General features: G+C 32.9%; 15 protein-coding genes. 2 read left to right on the top strand and 13 right to left on the bottom strand.

Translation table 11 applies throughout. The features are described 5' to 3' along the window. Positions 1 to 23: 23 nt before the first annotated feature. The 6 genes from mreC to R8749_RS03715 form a co-directional block, all read right to left on the bottom strand. Positions 24 to 755 (bottom strand): rod shape-determining protein MreC, encoded by a 732-nt coding sequence (mreC, locus tag R8749_RS03740; protein WP_317698084.1) that lies wholly within the window; start codon positions 753 to 755, stop codon positions 24 to 26. A 20-nt stretch (positions 756 to 775) separates the two neighbouring features. Further along, on the bottom strand, positions 776 to 1,762 hold the full coding sequence (locus R8749_RS03735) for a rod shape-determining protein (RefSeq protein WP_317698083.1): 987 nt from the start codon (positions 1,760 to 1,762) through the stop codon (positions 776 to 778). Positions 1,763 to 1,773: 11 nt separating this feature from the next. Then, positions 1,774 to 2,421, bottom strand: coding sequence for a JAB domain-containing protein (locus tag R8749_RS03730; RefSeq protein ID WP_317698081.1), 648 nt, complete (start codon positions 2,419 to 2,421; stop codon positions 1,774 to 1,776). Between the two features lie 123 nt (positions 2,422 to 2,544). Beyond that, positions 2,545 to 3,765: a tRNA uracil 4-sulfurtransferase ThiI gene (gene thiI / locus R8749_RS03725; RefSeq protein WP_317698080.1), complete on the bottom strand. Its 1,221-nt coding sequence runs from the start codon at positions 3,763 to 3,765 to the stop codon at positions 2,545 to 2,547. Next, on the bottom strand, positions 3,765 to 4,910 hold the full coding sequence (locus R8749_RS03720) for a cysteine desulfurase family protein (protein ID WP_317698078.1): 1,146 nt from the start codon (positions 4,908 to 4,910) through the stop codon (positions 3,765 to 3,767). The genes thiI and R8749_RS03720 overlap by 1 nt, the downstream gene beginning before the upstream one ends. A gap of 23 nt (positions 4,911 to 4,933) precedes the next feature. Further along, positions 4,934 to 6,652, bottom strand: coding sequence for a septation ring formation regulator EzrA (locus R8749_RS03715; protein WP_317698077.1), 1,719 nt, complete (start codon positions 6,650 to 6,652; stop codon positions 4,934 to 4,936). A 264-nt stretch (positions 6,653 to 6,916) separates the two neighbouring features. Between R8749_RS03715 and rpsD the strand changes: the two genes are divergently transcribed. Next, positions 6,917 to 7,531: a 30S ribosomal protein S4 gene (gene rpsD / locus R8749_RS03710; RefSeq protein WP_317698076.1), complete on the top strand. Its 615-nt coding sequence runs from the start codon at positions 6,917 to 6,919 to the stop codon at positions 7,529 to 7,531. 525 nt (positions 7,532 to 8,056) lie between these two features. After that, the gene (locus tag R8749_RS03705) at positions 8,057 to 8,485 is read left to right on the top strand and encodes a universal stress protein (protein WP_317698075.1); all 429 of its coding nucleotides are present in this window, start codon (positions 8,057 to 8,059) and stop codon (positions 8,483 to 8,485) included. A gap of 178 nt (positions 8,486 to 8,663) precedes the next feature. Here R8749_RS03705 and R8749_RS03700 read toward each other — a convergent pair whose 3' ends face one another. From R8749_RS03700 to R8749_RS03670, 7 genes are all read right to left on the bottom strand, one after another. Beyond that, positions 8,664 to 9,698 (bottom strand): branched-chain amino acid aminotransferase, encoded by a 1,035-nt coding sequence (locus R8749_RS03700; protein ID WP_317698074.1) that lies wholly within the window; start codon positions 9,696 to 9,698, stop codon positions 8,664 to 8,666. A gap of 151 nt (positions 9,699 to 9,849) precedes the next feature. After that, entirely contained in the window at positions 9,850 to 11,289 is a 1,440-nt protein-coding gene (gene sufB / locus R8749_RS03695) for a Fe-S cluster assembly protein SufB (protein WP_317698073.1), read from the bottom strand. After that, a complete protein-coding gene (gene sufU, locus R8749_RS03690; RefSeq protein ID WP_317698072.1) occupies positions 11,282 to 11,722 on the bottom strand; it encodes a Fe-S cluster assembly sulfur transfer protein SufU in 441 nt (146 codons plus the stop codon). The genes sufB and sufU overlap by 8 nt, the downstream gene beginning before the upstream one ends. A 1-nt stretch (position 11,723) precedes the next feature. Further along, complete coding sequence (locus R8749_RS03685; RefSeq protein WP_317698071.1) at positions 11,724 to 12,950, bottom strand: SufS family cysteine desulfurase; 1,227 nt, start codon at positions 12,948 to 12,950, stop codon at positions 11,724 to 11,726. Further along, on the bottom strand, positions 12,937 to 14,166 hold the full coding sequence (gene sufD / locus R8749_RS03680; protein ID WP_317698070.1) for a Fe-S cluster assembly protein SufD: 1,230 nt from the start codon (positions 14,164 to 14,166) through the stop codon (positions 12,937 to 12,939). Before sufD ends, R8749_RS03685 begins: the two co-directional genes overlap by 14 nt. Further along, positions 14,166 to 14,924: a Fe-S cluster assembly ATPase SufC gene (gene sufC, locus R8749_RS03675; protein ID WP_317698068.1), complete on the bottom strand. Its 759-nt coding sequence runs from the start codon at positions 14,922 to 14,924 to the stop codon at positions 14,166 to 14,168. The genes sufD and sufC overlap by 1 nt, the downstream gene beginning before the upstream one ends. Next, the gene (locus R8749_RS03670) at positions 14,921 to 16,132 is read right to left on the bottom strand and encodes an FtsW/RodA/SpoVE family cell cycle protein (RefSeq protein WP_317698066.1); all 1,212 of its coding nucleotides are present in this window, start codon (positions 16,130 to 16,132) and stop codon (positions 14,921 to 14,923) included. The genes sufC and R8749_RS03670 overlap by 4 nt, the downstream gene beginning before the upstream one ends. Between the last annotated feature and the right edge of the window lie 4 nt (positions 16,133 to 16,136).

Here is a 16,136-nt window from a genome sequence, read left to right as displayed (position 1 = left end):
TTCAACTTTATTAACTTTTCCAATTAAAAGACCTTTAGGAACAATCCCCCCAAACCTGACGTAACTACTGAATCTCCAACTTTTATCGAACTATCTTTAGAAACATCACCAAAAATCAACGCGTCTTCACTCTGAGAAAATCCTGTAATTACACCATTAATAACATCTCCGTTAGATGATGTTATTTGGGCAGAAAAATGATTAGCAACTTTACTATTAGAAGATATTAATTCAACTTTAGAAGTAAAGTCTGCCGCTTCAATAACTCTTCCGATCACTCCCGATCCAGACATCACAGGCATATTTTTCTTAACTCCGTTCACCGTTCCACGATTAATTATAACCAAATCCTGCCAGTTAGAAGGAGAACGAGAAATAACTGCTGCCGTTATTTGAGAATAATCAGATAAAGTTGCATTTAACTGGAGTTCTTTCTTTAATTCTTTGTTTTCCTTAGTCAAAACTGCAAGCTTAGTTTCATTTTGTTCAAGTTCATCAATCTTTTTTTTCAAACGTTGATTTTCACTATACGTTGAAACCAATTCTCCTTGAAATTTAAAACCATTGTTAATTAACTTTCCCGGTTCATTAACTACATAGCTCGTCACTCCAATGACATCATTTGTTAATTTTAAAAGATAAGGTGGAGTTTTAGAATAGTTAATGATTCGGATCGAAAACACAATCGATGAAGCTGCTAAAATAAATGATATTAAAATTACAATTAATCTTTTATTGGAAAAAAATTTAGGCATTTGCTCTTTTTTCTTTTCTATTATCCATGGCTTAACTCAATTAATTTATCCCAGCCACCAATTGCTGCGCTATCAGCTGGATTGGGAGGTATTAAAACCGTTAACCCGGTTTTTTCTTTTACTGCTAACGATAGGTTATTAAGCAAGGAACTGTCACCAGTCAAAATAATTCCTTGTCTTATTATATGATTTTGAATTGATTCTGGAAGTATTTTTATAAATTTTTTTATTTCTTTACTAAACCTATCCATCGTTTTATTCGTAATTTGCTCAATAATTTTATTAGAAATATTTAAATATATTGGCAACCCTGTCTTCGATTCAATTCCTTTAATTTTTAAATTACGATTGCCATCATAATCGGATGAATTCATAAAAAAATTACTTTTTAGATATTCTACAGTATTATTACTTAAAATTACTCCAAATTTTTCAATAAATTCCTTCTTTACTAGTTGATTAAAACTATTAATTCCTTGTCTGAACAATCTTACTTTTAATTTTTGGTCAGAAAAATTGGCAAAACTTGTAAGATTACTCCCAATATCTATCAATAAATAATGACTAACCGATAACTTTTCTTTTTTTCTTAAATAAACAGTATTTGTTATAATTTTATCCTCAACAGTCACATTTCTAACACCCATTGCCATTAATTCATGTTTGAAACGCTCTTTGGTTCTAAAATTAGGAAAATTAGGGATAGAAATCAAAACATTAAGCCGATCTAGTGGTCCAAATTTCATCAAAAGACTTTTTACAAAATATAGCATTGCATTATAATTTACAATCTTCCCATTCTTAAAAGGTCTAACAATTAATTTACTAGTTGGAAACCGTCCCACAAGTTGCTCTGCATTTATTCCAAATGAAATATAATCCTTTTTTATAACATCAAAAGCCACAATAGTTGGCTCTTTTACCAAGTTATCTGTCTGGTCGTACTTAATAGTTGTATTGACTTGTCCCAGATCAACTGAAAGGTATTTAACACCAAAATTAAACATTTTTTTCAACCCTAACTAAATAAATTTTCTTCTTGCAAGGACAAATAGCGTTCAGTCCCTATAATTAGATGATCCGTAAATTCAATTCCTACAATTCGGGCAGCTCTATTCATTTTTTTAGTAAAACGAATATCTTCAGGAGATATACTACATTCCCCACTTGGATGATTATGAGCCAAAATAAAACTATGCGCATGATATTTTAAGGCAAATTCTAAAATTTCTCTTGGACATGCAATACTAGCATCAAGGGTTCCTTTAAAGATTATTTCACTCTTGATCAGTTTTCTATTAACATCTAGAAAAAAGCCAACCAAACATTCCTGATAAATATTATTGAAAAAACTAAGAGATATCTCTCCGGCTTCCTTACTAGTTGTTAATTGTCCATACCTCAAACGGCAGCTTTTAAAAACACGATTGCCTAATTCTACTGAACATAATAATTTATAGATTGTATTATCACAAATACCGGTCTTATCTTTTAATTCCTTGAAATTTAAAAATGCTAAATCTCTCAAATCAAAGTCATCACTTACTTCATCATCTTCTCTCGAATCAGAACGAATAATTATTGAAAGTAGATCTTCTGTTGTAATTGTTGAAATTCCAAAATTTTTAATTTGATCATAAATTTCAAAAGTTCTTAATGAATCCATTTGCTTTACGCTCCTTTTTTATTCCTATATAAAAAAATTACGCAAAGCAAATAATTAAAACAAAAAATCTAATCCATTTACCAAATTACCTATAATTTAAATCAATAAAATTATTAAAAACTATTATAAAAGATTTAATATTTCTTCTTTTTCATTATTTAGATAGTTTTGATCTATTTTAATATTAGTAATTTGAATATTATTTAAAGCATCATCAATCAACTGCTCAACATCTAATAATTTTTCATAATTTCTTGCTTGATCTAAATGCGGTCTAGTTTTTGGCTGAGGAGGAGCAAAAATCGTACAGCAATCCTCAAATGGCATAATTGATAAATCAAAAGTATCAATTTTTTTGGCAATAGAAATAATTTCATTTTTATCAAAAGACACTAAAGGACGTAATATCGGAGTTGTTGTCACATCATTAATTGCCATCATACTCTCTAAGGTTTGCGAGGCCACCTGTCCAACAGACTCTCCGTTAACAATTGCTAATCCATTTCTTTGTCTTCTAACCAAATCAGCTAATCTTAGCATCATACGACGCTGAATTGTCATTAAATAGCCTTCAGGAACTTTCTTCCTAATTTCTTCCTGAATTGCAGCAAAAGGTACTGCGATAAACTGAATCCCATTTGCTCCAGTAAAGGGAATTAACTTTTTTGTTAATTCTTTACTTTTTGCTAGTGCCTGCTCCGAGGTATACGGTGGAGAAAAGAAGTGAATCATTTCAACCCGCATTCCTCTTTTTAAGGCTAAATAAGCTGCTACTGGAGAATCAATCCCACCTGAAAGCATCACGTGAACTAATCCCGCAGTTCCGGCCGGCATCCCATGGGCTCCTGCAATTACCTCACTATACAAGTATGCTGCATCACCTCTAATTTCAATTGTCAACTCAATATCAGGGTCATGAACATTCACTGTTAAATAAGGATGTGTTTCTAAAATCAAGTCGCCAATTAAATTATTAATCTCAAATGTTCCGTAAGAAAAATCTTTATTGGATCTCTTCGTTCGAACTTTAAAAGTTTTTGCTTCATGACTGAAATTATTTATCACAAAAACAGAGGCTTCTTTAATTCTTTCAATATCTAATTCAACCCGTACTACTTTACAAATACTTTGAATTCCAAAAATGGTTTTAAGAATTTTTATAATCGGATCTGGATCTTCATCATTAAGAATTACATGTAGGTGGTCACGGGTAGTTTTAATTTCAACTGAAAAATCAGTTAATTTACTTTTAATATCTCGTCGGAGATTTTCAATAAATTGTCCTCTATTTTTTCCTTTCGTTGATAATTCACCATAACGGATCATCAATTCATTATATTGCATTAATTAATCACCTTAATATCCTCTTTCATTTGTTTCAAAGCATTTATAAAACTTTGCATTTCACTTAACATATTTTGAGATCCTAAACTAACCCTTAACGCCCCTTTCAAAACTTCATCCGGCAAATTCATTGAAGCTAAAACATGTGAAGGTTTATTATTTTGCGATGAACAAGCACTCGTTGTCGAAATATAAATATTTTTCTTTTCTAAATAGTGAACGGCAGTTTCTCCTTTAATTCCAAGAACTGCAAAGGAAATTATCGAAGGTGTATAGATTGATGAATCTTTAGAAACAAGACAAAAATCTGGATCATCCTTTAAAAAATCAAGTAAAATATTTTTCATTTTCTGATACTTTTTATGATTTTCTATGCTGCCTTCTAAGGATATCCTGAAAGCTTTCACCATTGCAGCGATAGCTGGAGTATTTTCAGTTCCGCTTCTTAAATTTTTCTCCTGACCTCCTCCGTTAATTAACGGCTCTAAATGTCGATCAGGATTATAAATAATAAAACCTACTCCTCGCGGTCCTTGAAATTTATGTCCAGAAAATGTTGCAAAATCAATCCGAGGATTTGAATATAATTTTTCTAGATTTTTGCCAACCGCTTGAACAGCATCAACATGAAAAACAATCTGAGGATGATCTTGCAAAATCTCAGCTATCTCACTAATAGGCTGAATAGCTCCAGTCTCGTTATTAACGGCCATAATTGAAATTAATGTGGTGTTTGGTCTAATCGCTTCAGCTAATTTCTTAGGGTCAATTTGGCCTAATTTATTAGGCTTTAGGTATGTAATTTCAAATCCGTATTTTTCTAACTGTTTAACTGCTTCAAGAACCGCTGCATGTTCAATTGAACTTACAATAATATGATTGCCGCTTATTTTACGAGCCAAGGCGACTCCTTTAATTACTAAATTATCACCTTCAGATCCGCCGCTCGTAAAAATAATTTCCTTAGTTTTAAGATTGAGCAGATCTTTTAATTGTTGACGCGAAACTTTAAGTACTTCTGCAGCTTCTAGACCTAATTTATTTAAACTAGAAGGGTTCCCGAAAAACTTTTTCGATACTGTAACATATGTTTCTAGTACTTCTGGAGCAATTGGTGTTGTTGCACTATTATCAAAATATATCATTAATTTTTCAGATGCTCCATTCGTTATAATTGAATTTTTATTTCATCGCTTTCATTGTAATTGGCTGCTATTTCCTGAAAAGATCCAGGTTTAATTAATTCGAGCTCTTTAGCTAAAACATTTACGGCCTGTCCATAATCAAACTGATTTGCATAAATTTCTTTAGCTTTGTTAATAGATTGAGTAACTGAAGGATTTGTTTCCTGATATTGAATAGCGTTTTGAATCAAAATTTCTGTTAACCGAGAATTTTTAACCATTTCATTAGTTTGATCGCTTAAGGTTATTAAATCTTCTTTGAGTAACGAAGATACGTTTTCTATTTCATCAATATCAATTTTAGAAGAAGTGATCAAACTCTTCATTTTCTTTAATTCTTTACTTACAACTAGATAAAATTCGCGGTAATCTTCTAAAACACCAGGCAAATTCTCTTTTTCTACATATCGAGCAATAACTTTAAAAGCAGAATCATAGTCTAACAGATCTTTTTTAAATTCTTCTAATTTATCATATTTTTTAGAAACTTCATCAACAATCTCTATTTGTCTCTGCTCAATTTCTGTCAGCTGTTTGCGCCATAATTCAAAATCACGATTAATTACACTTAAAACAGCTTCTTTATCTGTTACCTTCTGCATGTCACGATTGTAATCCAACCTAATATTTTCAATTTGAAGTTCAAAATCAGCTGCTTGCTTTTCTTCATTATTTTTTAATACAAAAGTATTTGATGCTTGATAAATATTTTCGCTTAGCGTTCTATTTTGACGTCCTGCATGAATAATGAATTGGTAAAGATCATCTTTAGTATTTTTTACTTTACGATGAGACTTATACTCTCTTTCAAGAATCGTATATAATTTATCTATCTCTTTAGAAATGTGTTCGCAATTTGCTCTAATATCATCAATAGCTGCCTGCGTTAACAATTCCTTTGTCTGATCAACTAAATTTTGCAGAGTTAAAATTTTATTGTCAAAATCATCGTCAATAAATTTATAACCACTTGCTTTCATTTTTTCGTAAGTGGCTCTAATCTCTTTAAGCTGTCCAGGAAAAGTTTTATTTACCTGCTCAAAAAGGATTGAAATCTCTTTCATATCATTTTTTAAATCAGCTAATTCGTGAGTGATTGTTTCAAAAAGTGCTTTAGCTTTTGAATAATCACCGCCAAGATAAACTTGCTGGGCACTGTCGTATGCTTCATCAATTTTTGAAAGCCGATTTTCCAAAATATCCTGGGCAGGTCCATAAGCATACCCTTTAGATAAAATACTTCTCTTCACGTCAGTTAATTCGTTATTAATTCCATCAATTAACTTCTTATCAAGATCTTGAACGTCCTGTATTTTAAATAAAGCTTGTTTGATTTCGGCAATATCTTTTTTAGAATCTTTGAGCTTTTTTTCTAGCTCAGCCACTCTTTGACGTCCCTGAACAAACTGAAATTTATTATTTGCATCTTCAGCTTTAAAGAAAAAAGTTTCTAAATCAACAAGTTGACGATTTTTAACTCTTTCATATACTTGCTGCCAATGATTAAGATCAACCAGACTCTCTCCACTAGGACTTGACTGTTTTAACTTAACAAATTCTTCATCAATACTAGGGTCAAGTAACTTTTTTTTCTCTTGATCTAAAGAATCAATTCTTAAACTAACTCGACGCTGATAAAAAACAATACCAAACCATCCGAGTATAATAACTATAAAAACTATAAATACTGATATCCACAACATAATTTCACAAAAGCCTCACTATAATATGTTAAATTATACCAAATTCCAATCAATAAAAATTATAATTAAGAGAAATTGACTATAAAAGCTAAATAAAGTAAAATTAAAAATTGTGTAGAATAGCAGCAATCATCTAATCGGACGTCAACAATTTACACATTTTAAGGAATGAGTAACTTTGCTGCTAAAGCGAAAATTAGGTTAAATTGTACGAGATAAGGATGATAGTTATTTTACTCCAAGACAAAAATTTGGAGGATAAAAATGTCTAGAAATATTAAACCAATTTGGAAACAATCTAGAAGATTAGGATATTCATTATTAGGAACTGGTAAAGAGTTACAAAGAAGACCATACGCTCCTGGTGATCATGGACGAAACAATCGCTCTAAACCATCTGAATATTCTACTCAATTAAAAGAAAAACAAAAGGCTCGCTTACTCTATGGTTTAAACGAACGTCAATTCAGAAATTCTTTTATTAAAGCCGGTAAAATTAACAGTGAATATACTCACGGCGAAAATTTGCTTAACTTACTTGAATCAAGACTTGATAGTCTAGTTTATCGATTTGGATTTGCTTTGACTCGTCGTCAAGCTCGCCAATTGGTTAATCATGGTCATATTACGGTTGATGGCAAAAGAGTTGATATTCCTTCTTATATTGTAGAACCTGGACAAGTTATCAGCTTAAGAGAAAAATCAAAGAATCTTGACATTGTTAAGACTGCGCTTGACAGTACTATAAGTCGTCCTAATTATGTTACATTTGATGATAACAAGTTGGAAGGTACTTACGTTCGTGTACCTGTTCGTGATGAACTAGATCCAGATATTGATGAACAGCTAATCGTTGAATACTACAATAAGAGACTTTAGTATCAATAATATTGTTGGTAATAAATCTTTGTGATATATTTGAAGTGTTCTCTAGTGGTCGAACTAAGTCCAAATTGTGTTGACCGACAAACATTGATATTGGGAACAAAACACACTTGTCAACATAGACCTGGCACAAAGGTAATGGGGCATTTGGATATAGTTCCCACCTAACTATATCGTGGGATCAACCAAAAGTGCTTAGTGAACGACACCAAGAGATTTAATAAACTGGATAAATCCAGTTTATTTTTTTAGTGAGGAAAATATATGTATTTTTTATTTGCCATCTATGCGATTTTAATCAGTTTGTGTGGTGTTTTTATTACTGTAAAAAGAAGTTTTTTAAAATTAACTAATCTTAAAGTATTATGTTACGATATAATTATCGGCATTGTTGTTGTGATCACCATTTTTGCAATAGTGACTAAGAATTCTTGGTTAGAATTTTTATCATTATTTCTAGGTGCAATAATAGCTTTCATGATCAATCGGCTTCTTATCAAATCGATGAAAGGTAAATAGATGACTTACAGAAATATATTAATTGCTTTTGACGGCTCAGACGGATCTTTTTTTGCTTACGCCAAAGCTTGTCATCTTGCACTCAAAACTGGTGCAAATTTAGATATAATTTCAGTTATTGACAATCATATGCTTAAAGGTATTTCAAGTTTTGATACTGATTACATCCAACAAATTCGTGATGGGGTCATTAATGAAATTAGTGAGTTGACTGATAAAGCTAAGAAAAAAGGTGTAAAATCCGTTCAAAGATTTGTTGAGTTAGGAAATCCCAAAGTCATCATTTCGAAAGATATTTTTTCTAAAAAACATGACTTAATTGTAATGGGCGCTACCGGAATGAGTGAAATTGAAAAGATATTTATTGGATCAGTTACTGAATATGTCATTAATAATGCAAAATGCGACTGTTTAATTGTAAAAAGTTAAATTTAAAATCTCACAGTAGATAAAAAAGAGGTTGAGACATAAGTCACAAAAATCGATCAGACGTGCAATTATAGTCTGAGTTTAAACAAAAACGCTGATGAAAAACGAGATCAAGAACGATTTCGATTTCATCAGCGTTATTTTAGTTTTGAGAGGCAGTTATGTCACAGCATCTTTTTTATTTACCAAGATCTACGACCCAACCATCAGGCCCTTCAACATCTCCGAACTGAATTCCTGTTAATTGATTATAAAGTTTTAAAGTTACCGGTCCTGGCTCAGTTTCTGAATAAAATACATGCTTTTCACCATTATGAGTAATCGAGCCAACTGGTGAAATAACTGCTGCTGTACCCATCGCTCCTGCTTCAGAAAATTCATCGATATCATTAATTGAGATCTGAACTTGCGCAGGTTTTAATCCCATTTTTTCTGCTAAAGTCAAAACTGATAGTTTTGTAATTGATGGTAAAATTGAAGGCGATTTAGGTGTCAATAATTGACCCATCTTGGTAATACCAAAGAAATTGGCTGAGCCCAATTCTTCAATATATTCATGCTCTGTTGGATCAAGATAAACAACATCTGAATATCCATCGCTATGTGCTTTTTGGCCTGGATACAAGCTAGCAGCATAATTACCGCCTACTTTAGATTGTCCTGTTCCACCATGAGCTGCCCGATCGTATAAGGAAGTAACGAATGCAGTCGGAATAAGGCCTCCTTTAAAATATGGCCCAACAGGTGTCACATATATGTTTAAAATATATTTCTTTCCCGGCTGAACACCAACAACAGAATCAACAGCAATCATCAAAGGTCTGATATAAAGAGTCGCACCACTGCCATACGGAGGTACAAACTCTTCATTTGCTAGAACAACTTTTTTAACTGCCTCAATAAATCGATCAGTTGGGAATGCAGGCATTAACAATCGACTTGCAGATCTGTTCATTCTTTTTGAATTTTCATCTGGACGAAAAAGATTAATTCCTCCATCTTTACGGCGATATGCTTTCATTCCTTCAAAAATTTGTTGCCCATAATGTAGAGATGGAGTTGCTTCAGACATTACTAAATTAGAGTCTTCTGTCAACCCTCCTTCGCCCCATTCACCATTTTCATACGTAACCCGATAACGATACGGTAGATCGTGATATGAGAAACCTAGATTCTCCCAATCGAAATCACTTGGTTTTGCTTTTTCCTGCATGTTAATTTCCCTCCTAATATACACAATTTTGAATGTTTATAATAATAACATTTATTTTGATCCAGGGAAATACATTTTTAAAAAATATTTCTTTTTGTAATAAATATTAAAAAAAATACCCCCTCAGGGATATCTTCTAAATCTAACAAAATCAGCCAATTCCTCCGACAAATTCCATTCCGATTAATCGATTCAACTCAACGGCATATTCCATCGGTAATTCTTTGGTAAACGGTTCAACAAAACCCATGACTATCATTTCTGTCGCCTTTTCTTCGGATATTCCTCGACTCATTAAATAGTAAAGTTGTTCCTCAGAAATTTTAGAAACTTTTGCCTCATGTTCCATGGTTACATTACCATTTAAAATCTCATTATAGGGAATTGTATCCGAACTTGATTGTTCATCCATAATAATCGTGTCACATTCTACATGACAAAACGAACGATCAGATTTGGGACCAAAGCGAACTGTTCCTCGATAATCAACCGCACCTCCGTCTTTTGAAATAGATTTAGAAATTATTGAACTTGTTGTATCTGGTGCATTATGAATCATTCTTGCACCGTTATCTTGATCAACATCCTTAGAAGCAAAAGCAATAGAAAGCATTGTCCCTTTTGCTCCGCGACCGTCTAAATAAACTGCAGGATATTTCATTGTTACTTTAGACCCAAGATTACCATCAACCCATTCCATTGTGGCATTTTCCATTGCTTGAGCTCTTTTTGTTTCAAGACTATAAACATTTTTAGACCAATTTTGAATTGTGGTATAACGGCAATATGCATCACGTTCAACAAAAACTTCAACAACTGCCGCATGAAGACTATCACTGGAATAATTAGGAGCTGTACACCCTTCTACATAGTTTACCGATGCCCCTTCATCAACAACAATTAAAGTTCGTTCAAATTGACCTGAATTTTCTGCATTTATTCTAAAATAAGATTGAATTGGAGTCTCAACTTTTACACCTTTTGGTACATAAATAAAAGTTCCCCCTGACCATACTGCACTATTTAAAGCAGTAAATTTATTTAAATTAGGCTTTACTAATGTACCAAAATACTTTTTAAAAATTTCGGGATACTCATGCAGAGCTGTGTCAGTATCAGTAAACACAATTCCTAACTTATCAAATTGTTCTTTCATGTTATGATAAACAACTTCTGATTCATATTGAGCAGATGAACCGGCCAAAAACTTTCTTTCAGCTTGAGGAACTCCTAACTTTTCAAAAGTTTCTTTTATGGTATCTGGAACGTCTTCCCATTTTCGATATTTACGATCAGTTGCTTTTTGATAATAAAGCATATCTTTAAAGTCTAAGTCACTTAAATCGGGACCATAGTCAGGCATTTCCAGCTGCTGATAAACTTTAAATGCATGGAGTCGATAATCAAGCATCCATTCTGGTTCATTTTTCTCTCTTGAGATCGAACGAACAATTTCTTCAGTTAATCCTCTTCCAGTTGAAAAAACCGGTTCAAAGTCATCAGAAAATCCATAATCAAAACTTTCATCAATTTGAATTTTTTCAGCAATATCTTCATTATTTTTGGTGTTTTTTGTCTTTGCCTCAACCATTATCATCCTCCATTTTCATAATTGACTTTTCCAATGCATTCCACGCTAATGTAGCACATTTAATCCTTGGTGGAAATTGCCTTACTCCTTGTAAAATTTCAGCATCTTCTAAAACATCAGTGTCTTTAAAGTCTGGATCAGTAATCATTTTAGAAAAAACTTCTTTTAAATTTTTCGCTTCTTTTAAACTTTTCCCTTTTACTAAATCCGTCATCATTGAAGCACTGGCTTGTGAAATAATGCAACCACTGCCATCAAATTTTATTTCGACAATCTGGTCATTAGCAACTTTTAATTGTAAATTTAGAACGTCTCCACATGTTGGATTATGCAATTCCGTTGAAATTGTTGGATCTTTTATTTCACCAAAATTATGAGGAGACTCCCCATATTCAATAATCATTTCACGATAAAGATTCATTAAATTAGCCATTTTAGTGTTTGAAAAACCTCTGAACTTCCTTTACTGCAGTAATTAACTGATTAATATCTTCTTCATCATTATAAGCATGAATGCTAATCCTCAAACATGCCGAAATATTAAAATAACGCATTAATACTTGAGCACAATGATGCCCTGCTCTTACTTCAACCCCCAACGAATCAAATACTGTAGCTGCGTCATGAGGGTGAATCCCATTTAAATTAAAAGAAATAATATCATGATGTTTAAGTGCACCTTTGGAACCATATATTTTTATTTCTGGCAAATTACTTAATTTGTTAAAAGCTGAATCCAAAAGTTGGGAGTTATGAGTTTCAATTTCTTTTAACCCAACTTGATCAATATATCTTACAGCAGCTCCAAGTCCAATTACCCCGGCAATATTTTGAGTCCCTGCTTCAAGACGCAGCGGCAAGTCCTTAAATGTTGTATTTTGATAATCAACATCTTCAATCATTTCACCCCCATATTCGACTGGTTTTAATTGATTTAATAGATCATACTTACCATATAATACTCCAACTCCCGTTGGCCCAAACATCTTATGAGCCGAAAAAGCATAAAAATCACAATCTAAGCTATGAACATTAACGGGTAAATGTCCGACTGCCTGGGCACCATCAACCACTGCTAAAGATCCTGCGTCATGAGCAAGTCTACAAATTTCTTCAACAGGATTTAAAGATCCTAAGACGTTTGAAACATGAGCAACAGCTACAACTTTTACATGATGATTTAATTTATTTTTAAAATCTTCAAGATCAAATTCCCCATCGTCATTTAATTGTACGTACTTAAGATGGGCTCCTGTTAATTTAGCGATCTGCTGCCAAGGAACTAGATTACTATGATGTTCCATTACTGAAATAAGAATTTCATCACCTGGTTTCAAAAACTGCTTAAAAAAGCCAAAAGCGACCCAATTTAAACTTTGTGTCGCTCCTTTCGTAAAAACTATTTCTTCACGTCTGTCAGCATGAATAAAATCTTTAATTAAATCTCGGACTGATTCAAATTGTTCAGTAGCTTGCTCGGCAATTTGGTAAACTCCACGATGAATATTAGCATTGCCAAATGAGTAATACTGATTTAAAGAATCAATGACAATTTGAGGTTTTTGGGAAGTAGCAGCACTGTCTAAATAATCTAACCTTTTTCCATTAACCTTTTGATTAAAAAAAGGAAAGTCTTTCCTAATATTATTACTGATTGTCAATGTTTAAGCTCCTCTCAATCACAGAACGGAGCATTTTTTGAGTCCTTTGACTCTCAACAACAGTTATTACTGATTCCAAAAAGCCTTTTATAATTAGCCTTTTAGCCATATCCGCATCAAGACCACGGCTCTCTAAATAATACAACTGTTCTTCATCAATTCGGCCTACAGAAGCAGCGTGACCCGCTGTTACATCATTTTCATCGATTAGAAGAATTGGATTTGCATCCCCACGAGCTTTTTCACTCAACATTAAAACTCGATTTTCCTGCTGTGAATCTGAACCGCGAGCACCCTTTAAAATTTGCCCAATACCGTTAAAAACTAATTTAGCTCGATCTAAAATAACCCCATGCTGTAAAATATTACCTTTTGTTCTAAGGCCAACATTTGTAACTCGACTATTAATTGCAGACAACTGATCATTTTGAGCAATTGCTACTGTTTTAACTTCTCCAGTTGAATCATTGCCTTTGAGTCTTATCTTATTGTTAATTAGCACGTTTCCTTCTGTAAACTCACCAGAAGTTAAATTAACTGTTGCACGTTCGCTCGTCTCAAAATAACGATAAAAATAATTATGTCCGGTTGTTTTGGATTGATCATTTACAACGTATGATAACACCGAACCTTCCTGCGGATATATTTCAAAAAAGTTGGAATAATCTCCCTCAGCTACCATTTCAGCCATCTGATTCTCAGTAATAGATAATTTTGCATTTTTTCCAACGATTAAAACTACTTGGATGCTCTGACTTGCATGAGTTGAATAGTGAAAATATGCTTGTAAAGTTTCTTTAATTTTCATTTCATCCGGCACATAAATAAAAACGCCGCCGCTCAAGCGTCTGTAATGCTCAAAAGTAATTAAATCTTCTCTAGCAGAGATTAATTTTGAAAAATATGACGAGAAAATATTTGCATATTCACTAAAAGCATGCGTCATATCAGTAATTATTAAGCCTTGATCTAAATATTCCTGAGGAACCTTGATTGTGTTTAACTCCCCGCCTTTAAAAGAAAAAGCAAAGTTATCGGATAACTCAAAAGTATCTTCAGAATCCATTTGATTAAAAGTTTCGTCAGGTCTAATTAATTGAAGAGATTTGACATTAATTTGATCAAAAGATGGTAATTGTAAATCTTTTGGGCCTTCAGAATTTAATTCACTTTGTAAAGTTAGGATTTCTTTTGGAATTAATCTGTCATTTTCCATTATAGTTCCTCTTTAAAGCCATCATATCCTACTCGTTCTAATTCTGCAGCTAATTCTGCTGAACCAGTTTTAATAACTTTGCCACCCATCATAACGTGAACAAAGTCTGGCTTAATATATTCAAGCAATCGTTGATAATGAGTAATAATCAAGGATCCAAATCGATCTGAACGCATTGAATTAACACCCTTAGCAACAATTTTCAAAGCATCAATATCAAGACCTGAATCAATCTCATCAAGAATCGCAAACTTTGGTTCAAGCATCATTAGTTGAAGAATCTCGTTTCTTTTCTTTTCACCGCCTGAATAACCTTGGTTTAAGTTTCGCTCCTCAAATTCTTCTGAAATATGAAGTAAATCCATAGTGTAATCTAATTTTTTTATAAAATCCTTAATTGAAATTTTATGTTCTGGATCACGTTCATTCATGGCGGTTCTAATAAACTCCGTATTAGTTACACCCGGAACTTCAGCGGGATACTGCATTCCCAAAAACAACCCTTTTCGAGCTCTCTGATCAACCGTTAACGGTAAGATTGATTCACCATCAATAAGGATATCTCCATGAGTTACTTCATAATGAGGATTTCCCATAATCGTTTCTGAGAGAGTTGACTTACCAGTGCCATTTGGCCCCATAATTGCATGAATCTCACCAGTTTTAACGACTAAATTAACCCCTTTAAGAATCTCTTCTTTTTCATTTTCGTCGTTAGTCACTTCAACATATAAATCTTTTATTTCTAATACTGTCATTTTATATAAACCTCACCTTCGGTAGAGCTAAAAGTTTCGCTATTACGAGAAAACATATAATTTTTATAGTGGAATTTCATCGACATCACAAGACCAACTCCAATCATATTACTCAATAGATTAGACCCCCCTTGTGATATAAAAGGTAATGGAACCCCCGTCATTGGTAAAAGGCCAATTGACATCCCAATATTTTCAAATACGTGGAAAAGAATCATCATAATTACACCAGTCGAAATATAGGCATAAAACTCATTTTTTGTTTCAAAAGTCGTACTTAACATTTGATAAATTAGAACAAAATAAATAAAAATTAGAACACAAGAACCAATAAAGCCAAAATTCTCACCTATGACAGAAAAAATCATATCAGATTCTCTAACTGGGACATAAACTTGAGATACACCAAAACCTTTACCCCAAAGCTGACCAGATCCAATTGCCTGAATACTGCTTAAAACCTGATTTGAAGAAACACTTCCGCTTGTTGGATTGAGCCAATCAAAAATTCGATCAAACTGATAAGGTTTAAAACCAAGCTTTATTAAAAAGCCTTGATCAAACACTACTAAAGCTAAAACGCCGCCTATAAGCCCACCAACTGCAAGAAATGAAGGCACTAAAATCTGCCACATAATTCCTGACATAATCAAAATTCCCAAAAAAATTGCAACAAATACTAAAGTCGTCCCTAAATCCGGCTGCAGCATAATAAGGCCAATAATCGGAAGTGTCCAACCTATCAATTCAAAAATTAAAACAAAGTCACTATGAATTGAGTGCGTTGGATATCTTGTATTATGCAGCGTTGTAATTCGAGCCAACATGACAATATAAGCCGGTTTTGCAACTTCTGAAGGCTGAAAAGTAAATGATCCAATTCGAAACCAGCTTTTAGCTCCATTATCAAATGCAATTTGTCGATCAAAAAAAACTAAAACTAAAATTAGAAGAAAAATGCCAGCAGCGTAAAAATAAGGAGTTAATCTCCAAAGCTGTTCAGAGTCTAACTGCATTACTGCAACCATACAAGCAGCCCCAAATACATACCAAACACCTTGAGAAACCATTGGTTTAATAAGGCTAACATTAAGTGGATCATGCATTAACGAAACATAAAGGGCAGCCATCCCAATTATAACTAATAAAAAGACACTAAATAAAATGCCATAATCTATTTTATTATCTAACTTCGATTCATTTTTCATAAGA

The organism is Xylocopilactobacillus apis, from assembly GCF_033095965.1.
Taxonomy (GTDB): domain Bacteria; phylum Bacillota; class Bacilli; order Lactobacillales; family Lactobacillaceae; genus Xylocopilactobacillus; species Xylocopilactobacillus apis.
The sequence above is the reverse complement of the archived record's forward strand: the minus strand, read 5'-3'. Positions and strand labels throughout refer to the sequence as shown.

Excerpts from the sequence above, each read along its gene's own strand:
- sufB (WP_317698073.1), bottom strand. The coding sequence starts at position 11,289 with ATGGTTGAGGCAAAGACAAAAAACACCAAAAATAATGAAGATATTGCT.
- R8749_RS03735 (WP_317698083.1), bottom strand. The coding sequence starts at position 1,762 with ATGTTTAATTTTGGTGTTAAATACCTTTCAGTTGATCTGGGACAAGTC.
- thiI (WP_317698080.1), bottom strand. The coding sequence starts at position 3,765 with ATGCAATATAATGAATTGATGATCCGTTATGGTGAATTATCAACGAAA.
- sufU (WP_317698072.1), bottom strand. The coding sequence starts at position 11,722 with ATGGCTAATTTAATGAATCTTTATCGTGAAATGATTATTGAATATGGG.
- R8749_RS03700 (WP_317698074.1), bottom strand. The coding sequence starts at position 9,698 with ATGCAGGAAAAAGCAAAACCAAGTGATTTCGATTGGGAGAATCTAGGT.
- R8749_RS03715 (WP_317698077.1), bottom strand. The coding sequence starts at position 6,652 with ATGTTGTGGATATCAGTATTTATAGTTTTTATAGTTATTATACTCGGA.
- R8749_RS03730 (WP_317698081.1), bottom strand. The coding sequence starts at position 2,421 with ATGGATTCATTAAGAACTTTTGAAATTTATGATCAAATTAAAAATTTT.
- rpsD (WP_317698076.1), top strand. The coding sequence starts at position 6,917 with ATGTCTAGAAATATTAAACCAATTTGGAAACAATCTAGAAGATTAGGA.
- R8749_RS03705 (WP_317698075.1), top strand. The coding sequence starts at position 8,057 with ATGACTTACAGAAATATATTAATTGCTTTTGACGGCTCAGACGGATCT.
- sufC (WP_317698068.1), bottom strand. The coding sequence starts at position 14,924 with ATGACAGTATTAGAAATAAAAGATTTATATGTTGAAGTGACTAACGAC.
- R8749_RS03670 (WP_317698066.1), bottom strand. The coding sequence starts at position 16,132 with ATGAAAAATGAATCGAAGTTAGATAATAAAATAGATTATGGCATTTTA.
- sufD (WP_317698070.1), bottom strand. The coding sequence starts at position 14,166 with ATGGAAAATGACAGATTAATTCCAAAAGAAATCCTAACTTTACAAAGT.
- mreC (WP_317698084.1), bottom strand. The coding sequence starts at position 755 with ATGCCTAAATTTTTTTCCAATAAAAGATTAATTGTAATTTTAATATCA.
- R8749_RS03720 (WP_317698078.1), bottom strand. The coding sequence starts at position 4,910 with ATGATATATTTTGATAATAGTGCAACAACACCAATTGCTCCAGAAGTA.